This window comes from Ruegeria sp. HKCCA5463 (assembly GCF_013034175.1).
GTDB lineage: Bacteria > Pseudomonadota > Alphaproteobacteria > Rhodobacterales > Rhodobacteraceae > Ruegeria.
In genome coordinates this window covers 29,540-45,284 of record NZ_WQFL01000001.1, presented here as the reverse complement: position 1 = coordinate 45,284, position 15,745 = coordinate 29,540, and the positions used below count along the sequence as shown (strand labels likewise).

The 15,745-nt window shown below is 59.1% G+C and carries 16 protein-coding genes; 15 read left to right on the top strand and 1 reads right to left on the bottom strand.

The window, feature by feature from the left end; translation table 11 throughout:
• Nucleotides 1-51 precede the first annotated feature (51 nt).
• Entirely contained in the window at nt 52-744 is a 693-nt protein-coding gene (locus GOW09_RS00220) for a metal-dependent hydrolase (protein ID WP_171114744.1), read from the top strand.
• Between the two features lie 15 nt (nt 745-759).
• Here GOW09_RS00220 and GOW09_RS00215 read toward each other — a convergent pair whose 3' ends face one another.
• Nucleotides 760-1,224: a nucleoside deaminase gene (locus tag GOW09_RS00215; RefSeq protein ID WP_171114742.1), complete on the bottom strand. Its 465-nt coding sequence runs from the start codon at nt 1,222-1,224 to the stop codon at nt 760-762.
• Between the two features lie 62 nt (nt 1,225-1,286).
• Between GOW09_RS00215 and GOW09_RS00210 the strand changes: the two genes are divergently transcribed.
• The 14 genes from GOW09_RS00210 (at nt 1,287) to GOW09_RS00145 (ending at nt 15,594) form a co-directional block, all read left to right on the top strand.
• Nucleotides 1,287-2,102 carry a pseudouridine synthase gene (locus GOW09_RS00210; RefSeq protein ID WP_171114740.1) on the top strand — a complete coding sequence of 272 codons (816 nt, stop codon included), beginning with the start codon at nt 1,287-1,289 and terminating at the stop codon, nt 2,100-2,102.
• Nucleotides 2,103-2,277: 175 nt separating this feature from the next.
• Complete coding sequence (locus GOW09_RS00205; RefSeq protein ID WP_171114738.1) at nt 2,278-3,192, top strand: 5-bromo-4-chloroindolyl phosphate hydrolysis family protein; 915 nt, start codon at nt 2,278-2,280, stop codon at nt 3,190-3,192.
• A 29-nt stretch (nt 3,193-3,221) separates the two neighbouring features.
• Nucleotides 3,222-4,412 carry a toxic anion resistance protein gene (locus GOW09_RS00200; RefSeq protein WP_171114736.1) on the top strand — a complete coding sequence of 397 codons (1,191 nt, stop codon included), beginning with the start codon at nt 3,222-3,224 and terminating at the stop codon, nt 4,410-4,412.
• A gap of 49 nt (nt 4,413-4,461) precedes the next feature.
• The gene (locus tag GOW09_RS00195) at nt 4,462-5,382 is read left to right on the top strand and encodes a DUF2927 domain-containing protein (RefSeq protein WP_171114734.1); all 921 of its coding nucleotides are present in this window, start codon (nt 4,462-4,464) and stop codon (nt 5,380-5,382) included.
• A gap of 22 nt (nt 5,383-5,404) precedes the next feature.
• Nucleotides 5,405-6,553, top strand: a complete 1,149-nt coding sequence (locus GOW09_RS00190) for an SPFH domain-containing protein (protein ID WP_171114732.1) — start codon at nt 5,405-5,407, stop codon at nt 6,551-6,553.
• 9 nt (nt 6,554-6,562) lie between these two features.
• Entirely contained in the window at nt 6,563-6,880 is a 318-nt protein-coding gene (locus GOW09_RS00185) for a CPCC family cysteine-rich protein (protein WP_171114730.1), read from the top strand.
• Between the two features lie 7 nt (nt 6,881-6,887).
• Entirely contained in the window at nt 6,888-8,003 is a 1,116-nt protein-coding gene (locus tag GOW09_RS00180; RefSeq protein ID WP_171114729.1) for a TFIIB-type zinc finger domain-containing protein, read from the top strand.
• Nucleotides 8,004-8,102: 99 nt separating this feature from the next.
• Nucleotides 8,103-8,771 (top strand): nitroreductase, encoded by a 669-nt coding sequence (locus GOW09_RS00175; RefSeq protein WP_171114727.1) that lies wholly within the window; start codon nt 8,103-8,105, stop codon nt 8,769-8,771.
• Nucleotides 8,772-8,814: 43 nt separating this feature from the next.
• Entirely contained in the window at nt 8,815-9,252 is a 438-nt protein-coding gene (dtd, locus tag GOW09_RS00170) for a D-aminoacyl-tRNA deacylase (protein WP_171114725.1), read from the top strand.
• The gene (locus GOW09_RS00165) at nt 9,252-10,355 is read left to right on the top strand and encodes a glycerate kinase (protein ID WP_171114723.1); all 1,104 of its coding nucleotides are present in this window, start codon (nt 9,252-9,254) and stop codon (nt 10,353-10,355) included. The genes dtd and GOW09_RS00165 overlap by 1 nt, the downstream gene beginning before the upstream one ends.
• Nucleotides 10,356-10,592: 237 nt before the next feature.
• Nucleotides 10,593-12,176: an ABC transporter substrate-binding protein gene (locus tag GOW09_RS00160; protein ID WP_171114721.1), complete on the top strand. Its 1,584-nt coding sequence runs from the start codon at nt 10,593-10,595 to the stop codon at nt 12,174-12,176.
• A gap of 15 nt (nt 12,177-12,191) precedes the next feature.
• The gene (locus GOW09_RS00155) at nt 12,192-13,148 is read left to right on the top strand and encodes an ABC transporter permease (RefSeq protein WP_170343601.1); all 957 of its coding nucleotides are present in this window, start codon (nt 12,192-12,194) and stop codon (nt 13,146-13,148) included.
• Complete coding sequence (locus GOW09_RS00150; protein WP_152458793.1) at nt 13,145-13,960, top strand: ABC transporter permease; 816 nt, start codon at nt 13,145-13,147, stop codon at nt 13,958-13,960. The genes GOW09_RS00155 and GOW09_RS00150 overlap by 4 nt, the downstream gene beginning before the upstream one ends.
• Nucleotides 13,957-15,594 (top strand): ABC transporter ATP-binding protein, encoded by a 1,638-nt coding sequence (locus tag GOW09_RS00145; protein ID WP_171114719.1) that lies wholly within the window; start codon nt 13,957-13,959, stop codon nt 15,592-15,594. The genes GOW09_RS00150 and GOW09_RS00145 overlap by 4 nt, the downstream gene beginning before the upstream one ends.
• Nucleotides 15,595-15,745: the final 151 nt, after the last annotated feature.

The following is a 15,745-nucleotide window of genomic DNA, read 5'->3' as shown; positions in this document are numbered from 1 at the left end:
CATAGCCGATGCTAGGCTGCTGCCAAGAGACCTTATGGGAGGAAAACCGGAATGAACATTATCTGGCTGGGCCATGGCAGTTTTCGCATTGAAACGCAGGGGCAGGTTCTGTTGATCGACCCGTGGCTGACCGGCAACCCGGTCTTGCCCGAAGATCGGCATGATGCCGTGCTGGAAGGGGCGACCCACATTCTTTTGACCCACACGCATTTTGACCACGTGGCCGATGTACTTCCCCTGGCAAAGCACCTGAAAATCCCCGTTGTCGGACAGTATGACCTGATGGGATACTGGAGCGAAGCGGAAGGAATCGAGACCATTGGTTTCAACAAAGGCGGCACCGTTGACCTGAACGGCGTCATGGTGACAATGGTACCGGCCTCTCACAGCTCGACTTTTTCAACACCGGACGGTCTGCGCACCGGCGGCAGTGAAGTCGGCTTCATGATCGCGGCCGAGGGGCGTATGCTCTACGTCTCGGGCGATACCGACATCATGGCCGACATGGAATGGATGGGGGATTACTACAAGCCCGATATCGGCATCCTTTCGGCCGGCGGGCATTTCACTATGGATATGAAAGCCGCCGCCTATGCCGCGAAACGGTTCTTTGACTTCAAGACGGTCATCCCATGTCACTACAAGACGTTCCCCATTCTGGAACAATCCGCACAGGCATTGATCGACGGGTTGCCCGGGGTCGACGTGATCGAACCTGAGGTTATGAAAGCCATCACCGTCTGACGACAGCGCAGCGCGTCAGCACGGCTTGTCCTGGCGGCGCGCTTCGAAGAAGGCCTTCAAAAGCGCGGCAGCCTCTTCGCCTGCAATCCCGTCATAGACTTCGGGCACGTGATGCGCCTGTGCATGCGAAAACACGCGCGCGCCATGCGCCACGCCCCCGGATTTGGGGTCTGCCGCACCGTAATAGATCCGCCGGATGCGCGCGGCCGCCAAGGCCGCGGCGCACATCGCGCAAGGCTCCAACGTGACGTAGAGATCATGATCCGGCAGCCGTTCAGAGCCCGCCAGCGCACAGGCTGCACGCAAGGCCATGATTTCCGCATGGGCCGTGGGGTCATTCAACTCGCGCGTCCGGTTTCCGGCCACGGCCACGACCGCTCCGTCCGGTCCGACGACAACGGCCCCCACGGGCACCTCGCCGCGGTCAGCGGCTGCGCGCGCCTCGGCCAGGGCCTGTTGCATATGCGATTTGAATACCATGCCCCCTGACTGCCGCAGAAACCCGCCTTTCGCAAGCGCCCGGGATGCGGTATGGCCCTGACATGAACACGACCCCACCCCCCGGCGATCGGATCGCCAAAGTCCTGGCCCGCGCTGGCGTAGCGTCCCGGCGCGAGGCTGAACGCATGATAGAAGCGGGCCGAGTGGCAGTGAATGGCAAGACCATCGACAGCCCCGCCCTGAACGTGACCGCGAAAGACAAGATCGCAGTCGACGGCAGGCCGGTCTCGGAACCGGAACCGTCGCGTCTGTGGCTGTATCACAAACCCGCCGGGTTGGTGACGACGACCCGCGACGAAAAAGGACGAGAGACAATATTCGACAAGCTGCCCGACGACATGCCACGGGTAATGAGCGTCGGTCGGTTGGATCTGAATTCCGAAGGATTGCTGCTGTTGACCAACGATGGCGGCATCAAGCGCAAGCTGGAACTGCCCTCGACCGGCTGGTTGCGGAAGTACCGCGTACGGGTGAACGGTCGCCCGAAGGACGAAGATTTCGAACCGCTGCGCAAGGGGCTGGTAATCGAGGGAGAACGGTTCCAGCCAATGACCGTCTCATTGGATCGCCAGCAGGGCGCAAATGCCTGGCTGACGATCGGTTTGCGCGAAGGCAAGAACCGCGAAATCCGCCGCGCGATGGAAGATATCGGTTTTACCGTGAATCGTCTGTTGCGGGTGTCCTACGGCCCCTTCCAGCTTGGGACGTTGAAACAGGGCGAGGTCGAAGAAGTCCGTCGCAGGGTGATGCGGGACCAGCTGGGTCTGGACGCCGAAGACAAGCCCGGCAACCCGCCCAAACGCCCGTCACGGCCCAAAAGAAAACGGCCTCTGGTCGGCAAGAATCCCCGTAAGTGATGTGGGTTCGGCAACCTTCCCCCTAGCGCTAAGCCCGCGCATACCCTAAATTTTCAGTGAAAGCTGCTATTTGGGGGGCGTGATGTCCGGAAGCGGAGTGCAAAAACTGGCCTACGCTGTGCTGTTGGTGCTGTTGTTTGGCGTCTGCACTGGTTTGCTCGGAGGTCTGTAAGCCATGGCAAAGCGGTTTGGCGGCAAATACAGCCCACAGGGGGATGAATCGGAAAACACCCCACTGCCGAGGGGTCAGTTTGACGGCGCACGGGTCGAGCCCGCTGGCGCACGTGCGAATATTCTGTTTCTACCCGCCATTCCTTTGGTGTTTCTGTCCTTGAACGACGGCGCGATTGGTATGACGCTGGGGCTGGTCGCCGCTGGTTTTCTGACGGCGGCCGCATTCTTGCTGCGAGAAGGTCTGAGAGCCGAAGCCGCGTACAATGCCCGCAAAACCGCCCGACGCCCTGCTTTTCCGCGGAAGATATTTGCCAGTGTTCTCACCGGTCTTGGTGCTGGCCTTGCGTCTTACAGGTCCGAGTTTCTGGACGCTGAAGCGGCAGCGCAGGTCAGCCTGTTAGCCCCCGTGCTGTTTGGTGTCGCAGCGACCGCTCTGCATTCTGTCTCATTCGGGCTTGATCCGATGAAGAACAAGGGCATGGAGGGGGTCGACACCTTTCAGCAAGACCGAGTGGCGCGCGTGGTCGATGATGCCGAGAAACACTTGTCGGAAATGACGGATGCCATAAAACGCGCGGGCGATCGACGTGTCGAAGCCCGAGTCGAGCGATTTCAGGACACCGCACGTGACCTGTTCCGCACGGTCGAGGAAGACCCCCGCGATCTGGCCGGCGCAAGAAAATATCTGACTGTGTATCTACAGGGCGCGCGTGATGCGACTGTCAAATTTGCTGATGTCTATGCGCGCACCCGCGACGCGCAGGCACTGGCCGACTATTCCGCCCTTCTGGACGATCTGGAACAGAATTTTGCCGCGCGTACGCGGAAAATGCTATTGGATGACCGCAGTGATCTGACGGTCGAAATCGGCGTGTTGCGTGAAAGATTGCAGCGCGAAGGCGTCCGGCTGGACTGACCGGCCATATTTGAGCGAGGAACATACCCATGTCCGATGAGATCAAGAACAAGGCAGTTCAGGCCGAGACTCTGGTACAGGAAGTCACCGCAGTTGCCCTACCCGAACCGCAAGCCGAAGTCGTGTCGTTGGAGGAAGCCGACGAACCCGTCAGCGCCGAAATTCGCAAGCGGATGAATGAAATCGACATGGACAACACCAATTCGATTGTCGCGTTTGGCTCGTCCGCTCAGGCCGAGCTGCAGGAAATCAGCCAGGCCATGCTTGCGGATGTGCGCAACAAGGATGTCGGCCCGGCCGGAGACAGCCTGCGTAATATCGTGACCACAATCCGCGGTTTCTCGGTCAGTGAACTTGACGTGCGGCGCGAGCGCAGCTGGTGGGAGAAACTGTTGGGCAGGGCTGCACCGTTTGCAAAATTCACAGCGCAATACGAAGAGGTTCAAGGCCAGATCGATCGCATTACCGACGATCTTCTGGGGCATGAGCATACGCTGCTCAAGGATATCAAATCTCTGGATCTGCTTTATGAGAAGACCTTGGGCTTTTATGACGAACTGGCGCTGTACATCGCTGCGGGCGAAGAGAAGCTGACCGAGCTGGACAGCCACGACATCCCTGAAAAGGAAGCCGAAGTTCAGGCCGCTCCGGAAGACCAGCAAGTGATGAAGGCACAGGAACTGCGTGACATCCGTGCGGCGCGTGACGACCTAGAACGCCGGGTTCATGACCTGAAACTGACACGACAGGTCACGATGCAGTCGCTGCCGTCGATCCGTTTGGTTCAAGAAAACGACAAATCGCTGGTCACCAAGATCAACTCGACGCTGGTGAACACGGTCCCGCTGTGGGAAACACAGCTGGCCCAGGCGGTTACGATACAACGCAGCGCCGAAGCCGCCGCCGCGGTGCGGGATGCCAACGATCTGACGAACGAGCTTTTGACTTCGAATGCAGCCAACCTGCGCGAATCGAACAAGATGATCCGCCAAGAGATGGAGCGTGGCGTGTTCGACATCGAAGCGGTCAAGCAGGCCAATGCCGACCTGATTGGCACCATCAACGAAAGCCTTGCCATTGCGGACGAAGGCAAGGCCAAACGCGCCGCAGCCGAAGCTGAGTTGCAGAAGATGGAAAAGGAACTGCGCGACACTTTGGCGGCCGCCAAAGCGCGCCGCGACGGAACCGGCGACAATGCCGGTACGGCGGTTCCCGGCTAAGGGCTGGATCGGCGTGCGGGCCTTGGTTTACTTGAAAGGGACCTTGGGGATGGTATCGCTTTTGGCTCTGGCCAATTGCGATGAGACCCTGACGTCATCCGTTGTTCCGCAACCTCGCCCGACACCCGCCCCCGTGGCAGCCAATGCCTATGTGCCGCCGTCGGCCGCAAGTCAGGATCTGGCGCGTTTTTATCAGCGGGTTGAACGGGATTTGCTGGTGCGGGGGCTTTTGCGCACCGATGGGGGTGGCCCGGACACTCCCTATGATGCCGACGATCTGGCGCGAAATTTCGAAGCGATTGCGTTCTACAGCGAGTATCCGACACGAAGCGTCGCGGTTGGCTCGCGTCAGACGGACGGGCAACTCAGCCGATGGTCCGGCTCTGTCCGCATACAGACCGAGTTCGGGCCCTCCGTGCTTCCCTCTGCACGGCAGAAAGATGCAGATCAGGTGCGGTCCTTTGCAACCCGACTGGCCAGATTGACCGATCATCCGGTTTCCGTTGTCTCCCGCAACGCCAATTTCCATGTCTTTTTTGCAGGCAAGGATGACAGCGCCTATGTCGTGTCCCGCCTGAAACAGCTGATCCCGAATATCAGTCAGGACTCGCTGAATCTGGTGGCCAATCCACGTGCTAATTTCGACTGTCTGGTGTTTGCATCGGCAACGACTTCATCACCACACAGGTACGTACGTGCCGTGTCCCTCATTCGGGCCGAACTGACGGATCTGGGTCGCCAAAGCTGCATTCACGAAGAAATTGCTCAGGGTCTTGGTTTGTCCAATGACAGCCCGGCAGCGCGACCTTCGATTTTCAACGATGATGACGAATTTGCCTTGCTGACCAGTCACGACGAAAAGCTGCTGACGATGTTGTATGACCCACGGTTGCAGCCCGGCGTAGGCGTTGATGAAGCGCGGCCCATCGTACGAATTATCGCACATGAATTGATGGGGCAGTCGCTCTGACCCCAAGGACAGGAGAACCCAAATGGGAATATTCGATTTTCTGACCGGAGAATTCATTGATGTCATTCATTGGGTGGACGACACCCGTGACACGATGGTCTGGCGGTTCGAACGTGAGGGCCACGAGATCAAGTATGGCGCCAAGCTGACCGTGCGCGAGGGCCAGGCGGCCGTATTCGTGCACGAAGGCCAGCAGGCCGACGTGTTCACGCCGGGCCTCTACATGCTTGAAACCAACAACATGCCGATCATGACGACGCTGCAACATTGGGATCACGGGTTCCAGTCGCCGTTCAAGTCCGAGATCTATTTCGTCAACACGACCCGGTTCAACGATCTGAAATGGGGCACCAAGAACCCGATAATGCTGCGCGATCCCGAATTCGGCCCCACCCGGATCCGCGCCTATGGCACCTACACGATCCGGGTGAAGGACCCGGCCAAATTTCTGGTCGAGATCGTGGGCACCGACGGTGAATTCACGATGGACGAGATCAGCTTTCAAATCCGCAACATCATCGTGCAGGAATTCAGCCGGGTGATCGCGGGCTCGGGCATCCCGGTTCTGGACATGGCTGCAAACACCGCCGATCTGGGCAAGCTGATCGCGGCCGAGGTCTCGCCCGTGCTCGACGGTTATGGGCTGGAAATGCCGGAATTCTACATCGAAAACATCTCACTGCCGCCGGCGGTCGAGGCGGCGCTGGACAAGCGCACCTCGATGGGGCTGGCGGGGGATTTGGGCAAGTTCACCCAGTATTCCGCGGCCGAGGCGATGACGGCGGCAGCCAGCAACCCAAGCGGTGGCGGCGGCATGGGCGCTGGCCTTGGTATGGGAATGGGCATGGCGATGGCGAACCAGATGTCGAACATGGCAGCGGGTCAGTCGTCAGGCCCGTGGGGCGCGCCCGCGCCCGCTGCCCCGCAACCATCCGCGCATGTGGCCCCGCCGCCTCCGCCGCCGGTGGAGCATGTGTGGCATATCGCGGTGGACGGACAGACCAGCGGCCCGTTCTCGAAGGCCAAGATGGGTCGCATGGCCAGTGAGGGCGAGATCACACGCGACACCTACGTGTGGACGCCCGGTCAGGACGGCTGGAAGAAGGCGGGTGAGGTGCAGGAACTGGCGCAGCTGTTCACGATCCTGCCGCCGCCCCCGCCCGGCGCATGAGGGCACCGCATGGCCGGCCTTGGAAAGCGTTCGAAAAAGGGCAGGCGCAGAACGCGGCCCGAACCGCATTTCGTCTGCCCCTGCTGCGACTATGTCACCCTTTCGGAACGTGGAAAGTACCTGATCTGCCCGATATGTTTCTGGGAGGATGAGAACATCCGATATGACACGAACCTGCGCGAGCCTTCGGCGGCCAATCACGGCCTGACATTGGCTGAGGGGCGTAAAAACTTCAAGACGATTGGGGCCTGCGAGGCCGCGATGCTGCCGCATGTCCTGCCCGAGGAAGACCGCGCGGACTATCTCTACTTCCCTCTCAAAGACTGAGCGTATCATGACGGATACCCCTACCCCATTGCCTGATTTCGCGGAACATCGTTTCCCGTGTGACCAGTGCGGCGCGGATTATCGATTCGACCCGCTATCCGGCACTCTGACCTGTGACCATTGCGGCCATTCCGAACCGATCGGTGCCGGCCCCTGGGGCGGCGCCAGCCTGCGCGAGCTGGATTTCGACGCTGCCATCGCCGACCGCCTGCCCGACAGCGAAATCGAAGAGACGCGGGTTCTGTCCTGCCCGAACTGTGCAGCGCAGGTTGAATTTGATCCCGACACCCATGCTGCGGAATGCCCGTTCTGCGCCACCCCGGTCGTGACGGACACCGGGGTGAACCGGCATATCAAACCGAAAGGCGTTCTGCCCTTTGCGCTGGACGAACGCGCCGCCCACAAGGCCATGAGCAACTGGCTGGGAAGGTTGTGGTTCGCGCCGAACGGGTTGAAAGATTATGCCCGCAAGGGTCGCAGGATGCAGGGCATCTATGTGCCCTACTGGACCTTCGACGCCGATACGAAGTCGGCCTATCGCGGAGAGCGCGGCATAGTCTACTATGAAACCCGCACCGTCATGCGGGATGGCAAACGGGTACAACAACAGGTGCCCAAGGTCCGCTGGACGCCCAAGTCCGGCCGGGTGGCGCGGTTTTTTGACGACGTGTTGGTGTTGGCCTCAAAGTCCCTGCCCAAGGCTTACACGGATGCTCTGGAGCCTTGGGATCTCCCGGCTCTGGAACCTTACCAGCCAGAGTACCTCGCCGGTTTTCGGGCCGAGGCCTATACGGTCGAGCTGAAAGATGGATATGCCGAAGCACGCGCATATATGGCCCGCGTGATCGAGCGGGACGTGCGTTTTGATATTGGGGGCGACAGGCAACGCATCCATGCAGTGGACACCGATGTGCGCGATGTCACGTTCAAACATATCCTGCTGCCGATCTGGTTGGCGGCGTACAAGTATCGCGGTCAGACGTATCGTTTCGTGGTGAACGGCCGGACCGGCCGGGTTCAGGGAGAACGCCCCTGGTCGGCAATCAAGATCACGATCGCCGTTGTGCTTGGCCTGCTGGTTGCCGCAGGCATCGGATACCTGATGGCGACCGGACAGCAATGACCTTCAGGGGCTCTAGCCGAAAACTCTGCGGCGGAACCCCTTGAACATCCCCGGCTTCTCACCCATCCTGCCGCCGGCTGCCCCGGAGGAGAAGACGACGTGACCCTGGCCGACCTGAACACGCTTCTGACCGCGCGCCATTCCTGCCGCGCCTTTCGGCCCGACCCGGTGCCACGTGGTGACATCGAACAGATCGTGGCCAGCGCGTCGCGGGTGCCAAGCTGGTGCAATGCGCAACCTTGGCAATTGGTCATTACCAGCAAAGACGAAACCGACAGGTTCCGCGACGCGATGTCAAACGAAGCCAGGAACGGCACGCCGGCCCCCGATCTTCCTTTTCCCGTTTCCTACTCCGGCGTGTATCAACACCGCCGCCGGACGTGCGGCTGGGCGCTCTACAACGCGGTTGGCGTAGAACGGGGGGACCGTAAAGGATCGGCGCAGCAAATGATGCAGAACTTCGCCCTTTTTGGCGCACCACATTGTGCCATCATCTCAAGCCCGGCAGAGCTGGGACCTTATGGTGCAATGGATTGCGGCGGCTTTGTCACGGCTTTTGCGCTCGCCGCTCAGGCATTGGGCGTGGCAACCATCCCGCAAGCGGCATTGGCGGCGTACAGCCCTTTTTTGCATCAGTATTTTCAGATCCCCGATGACCGGTTGATCCTGTGCGCAATTTCCTTTGGCTATTCGGATATGGATCATCCTGCAAACAGCTTCCGTACGGAACGCGCGGCATTGGGTGACTTTGTGGACTGGCGCGGCTAAACCGTCGCTCAGGCAGGGTCAACGTTTCGGGGGGAGGAACCAAGTGCGCGCATTGCTGCAAAGGGTGACACAGGCCAAAGTGTCGGTCGAAGGCACCGTCATCGGCAAAACTGGCCCCGGGCTCATGATTCTTGTCTGCGCCATGCAGGGCGACAGCAAGGCACAGGCAGAAAAACTGGCCGAAAAAACCGCGAAACTGCGGATTTTCAAGGATGACGCCGGCAAGATGAACCGCTCGCTTCTGGATGTTGAAGGCTCTGCTTTGGTGGTCAGCCAGTTCACACTGGCGGCGGACACCTCCAGCGGCAATCGCCCCGGATTTTCAAACGCAGCCCCGCCCGAGTTGGGAGAGCAATTGTACAAGGTCTTCGCAGAGCACCTTGCCGCGCAGGGTATCGCGGTGGAAACCGGGCAGTTCGGCGCGGACATGGCGGTTGAGCTTGTAAATGACGGGCCGGTCACGATCTGGGTGGAGAATTGATGGATATTGAAAAGCAAGCTGTCAGGTTGTGGCAGGCCGGTGTTGATGCCGTCGGCGGGTATAAGGCCACCCTGGCCGCCTTGCCTGATGTCCCGAAACCAGACCGTATTCTGGCCGTGGGCAAACCCGCCGCAGCCATGGCGCGGGCTGCGCTGGAGCATTTCGGCGCCATCCCCACGCTTGTGGTCACCAAAGACGGGCATGGCCACGACCTGCCGGCCGGGGTCGAGGTGATCGAGGCGTCACACCCCGTTCCGGACGACCGCAGCCTCGCGGGCGGACGGGCACTGCGCCTGGCCATGGAACAGATGGGGCCCGGATCACATGTTCTGCTGCTGGTCTCGGGTGGCGCGTCATCCCTGGCCGAGGACCTGCTTCCCGGAACATCGCTGGCGGATCTCGAGGCGTTGAACCGCGAACTGCTGTCCAAAGGGCTGGATATCCGCGCAATGAATGCCGAGCGGCGCAAGCTGTCACGTATCAAGGGCGGCGGCCTGCTATCCCATTTCGCCGGAGACCGCGCCACGGTTCTGGCGATTTCGGATGTGCCCGGAGACGATCTGAACGTCATCGGTTCCGGGATCGGAGCATTGCCCGACAAGCATTCCTTTGCCGCCAGCAACCGGATCGTCGCTTCGAACGCGCATGCCCGCAATGCCGCCGCCAAAGCAGCGGAAACAATGGGGCTGAGGATTTGGACCAATGATGAGGCCCTGCACGACGACTATTTGCAGGTCGCGGCGCGTCTTGGGCCCATGCTGCGTGGAATGGAAAAAGGCGTGATGATCTTTGGCGGAGAACCGACCGTGGTCTTGCCTGATTACCCGGGACGTGGTGGTAGAAATCAGGCCCTTGCGCTTGCCTTGGCAAAAGAGATCGCGGGGCAGACGGATCTTGCGGTGATCGTGGGCGGCACCGACGGCACGGATGGCCCGACAAATGCGGCGGGTGGAATCATAACCGGAGCAACCTGGGGTGAGGGCGCCGAACGCGCCCTTCAAGACGCCGATAGCGGGTCTTTCCTGGAAAAAGTCCAAGGCCTGCTGACAACCGGGCCAACCGGCACCAATGTCATGGATCTGGTTGTCGCGATACGTGGATGAATTGACGCTTCTCATGCCGCTTTGGCCCGCAATCGACCAGAAACTACCCGAAAATGCAGAATGTACCTGAACACCCACTCAGCAATTGCCGCACACCGGACAACAAAGCGAAGGCTTCGGCCTTCGGCATTTAGGAGAAATAACCTTGCCCGGTTCGCGGAAATAAGCCAACGTTGACTCATGCGTCAACAAAAAGTCCCCCAAGGGGCTGGAACCACTCAATAGGGAGAACACTCAATGAATGAACAAATAACGCATATGGCCGGTCAGGTCACAGCCGGGAAGATGACTCGCCGCGAATTCATGGGGAAAGCCGCGGCCTTGGGTGTTTCGGCGGCGGTGGCCAGCACGATGTTCGCAGACGCAGCACGCGCAGCAGGCCCGAAAAAAGGCGGTGACCTGAAGCTGGGCTTGCAAGGGGGTGAGTCAACAAACTCTTTGGATCCCGCGACTTATGCAAGTTCGGTTCCATACATGAACGGGCGCCACTTTGGCGACGGCTTGGTCGAAGTTGCTGCCGACGGAACAATCGAACCCAGATTAGCCGAAAGCGTCGAAGGCAGCGCGGATGCCAAGGTTTGGACCTTCAAACTGCGTCAGGGTGTCGAATTCCACAACGGCAAAACCATGACCAGCGAGGACGTGCTGAAGACAATGCAGCGCCACTCGAACGAAGACTCAAAGTCTGGTGCCCTTGGTATCATGAAGGGCATCGAGTCGATGAAAGCCGATGGCGACAATTTCCAGGTTACTCTGTCCGAGCCAAACGCTGACCTTCCGTACCTGATGGCCGACTACCACCTGATCATCCAGCCCGATGGCGGCATGGACAATCCCGGAGCAGGTATCGGAACCGGACCATACAAGGTGGAAGTAGACGAACCCGGTGTGCGTCACTTGTTTACAAAGTTTGCGAACTATTGGAATGATGACGGTCATTTTGACAGCGTCGAAAATATCGTAATCAATGACGCAACTGCGCGTACCGCAGCACTACAATCAGGACAGGTTCAACTGATCAACCGAGTAGAACCAAAAGTCGCCGATCTTCTCGGCCGGGCCCCAAACCTGACGGTCCATTCCACGCCCGGACGTGGCCACTATGTCTTTGTTATGCATGTGGATACTGCACCTTTTGACAATCACGATCTGAGGATGGCGCTGAAATACGCAATCAATCGCGAGGAAATGGTAGATAAGATTCTGCGTGGATATGGTTCGGTCGGGAACGATATGCCGATTAACGCAGCCTATCCTCTGTTTGACGAAACAATTCCTCAACGCGAGTTCGACCTTGAAAAGGCGGCAGAACACTACAAGAAGTCGGGACATGACGGATCGCCCATCGTTCTTCGGACATCCGACGTCGCGTTCCCAGGGGCGGTGGATGCGGCAGCTCTATTCCAGCAAACAGCCGCCCAAGCTGGTATTACCCTTGATATCAAGCGTGAACCCGGTGACGGCTATTGGAATGAAATCTGGAACGTTCAGCCGTTCTGCGCATCATATTGGAGTGGACGTCCTGTCCAGGATCAGATGTATGCCACGACCTACCTTTCCAGCTCAGACTGGAACGATACGCGCTTCAAGGTTCCAGCTTTTGATGATCTCTTGTTTGCGGCTCGTGCTGAATTGGATCCCGCAAAACGCAAGGAGCTGTACTCGCAGATGGGTATGATGATCAGGGATGATGGCGGCTTGATTTGCCCGATGTTTAACGACAGTGTCGAGGGCATGAGCAACCTGTTGGATGGATGGGAATCGAACCCGGGGCTTGAGTTGATGAATGGCCAAGTTTCGCGTCAATTGTGGTTCGTCTGATACAGGCATCGGATAATGCATCCTATCATAAAACTGGTTTCCCAGCGCCTCGCGCTGGGAATTCTATTGCTGTTCGGCGCTTCGGCCTTGATTTTTGGCCTGACCGAAGCTCTTCCCGGAGACGCCGCGCAAGCCGTCCTGGGGCAGTCCGCAACCCCCGAGGCCTTGGCCAACCTTCGCGAAGAAATGGGCCTGGATCGCCCGGCCCTGACCCGTTATTTTGAATGGCTGGGCGGCATCGTTCAGGGCGACCTTGGCCAATCGCTGACCAACAAGCTTGATATTGCCGAGAGCATCGGAAAACGCCTCGGGAATACGTTGTTCCTGGCTTGTGTCGCGGCAATCGTATCCGTCCCGCTTGCGATTTTCCTGGGGCTACTGGCCGTCCGGTACCGCAATCGCTGGCCCGACAAACTGATTTCCGCCGTCACGCTGACAACGGTTTCTATCCCCGAGTTCCTGATCGGCTACGTCGTGATCTACTACATCTCGGTCAAACTGGGATGGTTTTCCTCGCTGGCGATGATCAACGACTCGATGTCGTTCTGGCAAAAGCTGAACGCGATTGCGCTGCCTGCCTTCGTTCTGACACTGGTGGTCCTGGCGCAGATGATGCGGATGACCCGCGCTGCAATTCTGAACCTCATGCAATCAGCTTACATCGAAACCGCCGAACTCAAGGGCCTGAGCACGTTTCAGGTCATCGCGCGGCATGCCTTTCCCAACGCAATTTCGCCCATCGTGAACGTTGTCATGCTGAACCTCGCCTACCTCGTTGTCGGCGTCGTCGTGGTCGAAGTCGTGTTCGTCTATCCCGGCATGGGGCAGTACCTTGTGGACGCCGTGACCAAGCGTGACGTGCCGGTTGTTCTGGCCTGCGGCGTGGTGTTCGCGGCTGTTTACATCGGCCTGAACATGGTCGCGGATATCGTCTCGATCCTCGCCAACCCAAGACTGAGGCATCCGAAATGAAAAACATCCCTATTTCGGCTCTGATTGGCCTCATATTCACCGGCGCCTATTTCTTCGTGGCCATTGCTGCCCCGTTGATCGCGCCTTACGGGATGGCGGAAGTGGTCGGCGATGTATGGGAACCGGCCAGCGCCGAGCACCTGCTGGGCACCGACAATATCGGCCGCGACCTGCTGACCCGCATGATCTATGGCGGTCGCACGACGATCTTCATTGCCGCCGCAGCGACATTGCTCAGCTTCTTGACCGGTACATCGCTTGGTCTTCTGGCCGCCGTTCTGGGCGGTTGGGCGGATCAGGCCCTCAGCCGGACGGTCGATCTGATCATGTCGATCCCTACGCTGATCCTTGCGCTGGTCATTCTGGCCATCGTTCCGGTCACTGTTCCGATCCTGATCCTTGTCATGGGGCTTTTGGATGCGACACGCCCTTATCGCCTTTCGCGCTCCGTCGCCGTGGATATCAACGTGATGGACTATGTCGAAGCCGCCAAATTGCGTGGTGAGGGGCGGACATGGATCATCTTCCGGGAAATCCTGCCGAACGCATTGTCACCGCTGGTGGCCGAGTTCGGCCTGCGGTTCATTTTCATGGTGCTGTTCATCTCTACCCTGTCCTTCCTGGGTCTCGGCGTTCAACCGCCGCTGGCCGACTGGGGTGGCATCGTGAAGGAAAACAAGGACGGCATCGTGTATGGCATCGGCGCGGCCCTGTACCCCGCGGTGGCCATCGCGACGCTCGCAATCTCGGTCAACCTTGTGGCTGACTGGATCCTCAACCGTACTACATCGCTGAAAGGAGGTCGGGGATGAGTGATACCCTTCTCAAGGTCCGTGACCTCAAGATCGGTGCGACCGTTTACCCACCGGGTGAGAAACCCCATGACATCGAAATCGTGCACGGGGTTAGCTTTGACCTCGAGCGCGGCAAGGTATTGGGTCTGATCGGTGAGTCCGGCGCTGGGAAATCCACCATCGGTCTTGCCTCGATGGCCTATGGCCGGGGTGGCGTTGAAATCACCGGCGGCGAAGTCTGGGTCAACGGGCGCGACATCCTGAAATCATCGCATGGCGATATTCGGAATCTGCGCGGGGGTGAGGTTGCCTATGTCTCGCAATCTGCCGCCGCGTCGTTCAACCCGGCCAAGAAGATCATGGATCAGGTTGTCGAAGCGGCTGTCGAGCACAAGAAGTTTTCGCGCAAAGAGGCCGAGGCCCGCGCGCGTGAGCTGTTCGCAAAGCTGGGCTTGCCTGACCCTGACAACATCGGCAACCGTTATCCGCACCAGGTTTCGGGCGGTCAGTTGCAGCGTTGCATGACCGCATTGGCACTGTGTCCTGAACCCGATCTGGTGGTGTTCGACGAACCGACCACGGCGCTGGATGTTACCACCCAGATCGATGTTCTTATGGCGATCAAGGATGCCATACGCGATACCGGCGTTGCCGCTTTGTACATCACGCATGACCTGGCGGTTGTTGCGCAGGTCAGCGACGATATCATGGTTTTGCGGATGGGTGACACAGTCGAATACGGCAGCACCGATCAGATCATCAACAACCCGCAGGAAGAATATACTCAGGCTTTGGTCTCGGTGCGTTCGATCGAGCACGAAGAAAAGCAGCCCACACCTGAACCGCTGCTTACCGTTGACGGGATCACCGCGCGCTACAAGGGGCTGAACTTCGACGTGCTGCATAACGTCAATGTCGAGCTTCATCCGGGGCAGACGCTGGCGGTCGTGGGCGAATCCGGTTCGGGCAAATCCACGCTGGCCCGGGTGATCACCGGCCTGTTGCCGCCGCGCGATGGCGAGATCCGTTTTGCCGGTCGCACGCTGTCGCCGGACCTTGCGGGGCGTTCTCGCGAGGATCTGCGCGAGTTGCAGATGATCTATCAGATGGCGGACGTGGCAATGAACCCACGCCAGACCGTCGGCACCATCATCGGCCGCCCGTTGGAGTTCTATTTCAACATGCGTGGCGTTGAAAAGCGCAAGCGGATCATCGAGCTGTTGGATGAGATTGAGTTGGGCGAAAAGTTCATCGACCGCTATCCTGCGGAACTGTCCGGAGGTCAGAAACAGCGTGTCTGTATCGCCCGGTCACTGGCAGCCAAGCCCAAGATGATCATCTGTGACGAGGTCACTTCGGCTCTGGATCCGCTGGTGGCAGACGGGATCCTCAAGCTGCTGCTGGACCTGCAAAAGATCGAAGATGTGGCCTATCTGTTCATCACCCATGATCTGGCGACGGTCCGCGCGATCAGCGACAGCATCGCGGTGATGTATCAGGGTCGCGTGGCCCGTTATGGCTCGAAGAGCCAGGTGCTGAGCCCGCCCTTCGACGATTATACCGACCTGCTGCTCAGTTCGGTGCCTGAAATGCATCTGGGCTGGCTGGAAGAGGTTGTCGCCCATCGCAAGATGGAAAGCGCCGGCAACTGATCCGGTTCGTGAAATTTCGATGAAGGTTTGAAATCCCGGCACCTTGTGTGAAGACAGGTGTCGGGATTTTGCTATTGGGGGCGCAAAGTGGCAGCCCGAGGACGTCAAATCTCTTAGGGTCGCCGGAACGCAATGTCTCTCAAAGGGCCTC

Bases quoted from the DNA above. Each gene is read 5' to 3' on its own strand.
- GOW09_RS00220 (WP_171114744.1), top strand. From the start codon at position 52: ATGAACATTATCTGGCTGGGCCATGGCAGTTTTCGCATTGAAACGCAG.
- GOW09_RS00215 (WP_171114742.1), bottom strand. From the start codon at position 1,224: ATGGTATTCAAATCGCATATGCAACAGGCCCTGGCCGAGGCGCGCGCA.
- GOW09_RS00210 (WP_171114740.1), top strand. From the start codon at position 1,287: ATGAACACGACCCCACCCCCCGGCGATCGGATCGCCAAAGTCCTGGCC.
- GOW09_RS00205 (WP_171114738.1), top strand. From the start codon at position 2,278: ATGGCAAAGCGGTTTGGCGGCAAATACAGCCCACAGGGGGATGAATCG.
- GOW09_RS00200 (WP_171114736.1), top strand. From the start codon at position 3,222: ATGTCCGATGAGATCAAGAACAAGGCAGTTCAGGCCGAGACTCTGGTA.
- GOW09_RS00195 (WP_171114734.1), top strand. From the start codon at position 4,462: ATGGTATCGCTTTTGGCTCTGGCCAATTGCGATGAGACCCTGACGTCA.
- GOW09_RS00190 (WP_171114732.1), top strand. From the start codon at position 5,405: ATGGGAATATTCGATTTTCTGACCGGAGAATTCATTGATGTCATTCAT.
- GOW09_RS00185 (WP_171114730.1), top strand. From the start codon at position 6,563: ATGGCCGGCCTTGGAAAGCGTTCGAAAAAGGGCAGGCGCAGAACGCGG.
- GOW09_RS00180 (WP_171114729.1), top strand. From the start codon at position 6,888: ATGACGGATACCCCTACCCCATTGCCTGATTTCGCGGAACATCGTTTC.
- GOW09_RS00165 (WP_171114723.1), top strand. From the start codon at position 9,252: ATGGATATTGAAAAGCAAGCTGTCAGGTTGTGGCAGGCCGGTGTTGAT.
- GOW09_RS00160 (WP_171114721.1), top strand. From the start codon at position 10,593: ATGAATGAACAAATAACGCATATGGCCGGTCAGGTCACAGCCGGGAAG.
- GOW09_RS00155 (WP_170343601.1), top strand. From the start codon at position 12,192: ATGCATCCTATCATAAAACTGGTTTCCCAGCGCCTCGCGCTGGGAATT.
- GOW09_RS00150 (WP_152458793.1), top strand. From the start codon at position 13,145: ATGAAAAACATCCCTATTTCGGCTCTGATTGGCCTCATATTCACCGGC.
- GOW09_RS00145 (WP_171114719.1), top strand. From the start codon at position 13,957: ATGAGTGATACCCTTCTCAAGGTCCGTGACCTCAAGATCGGTGCGACC.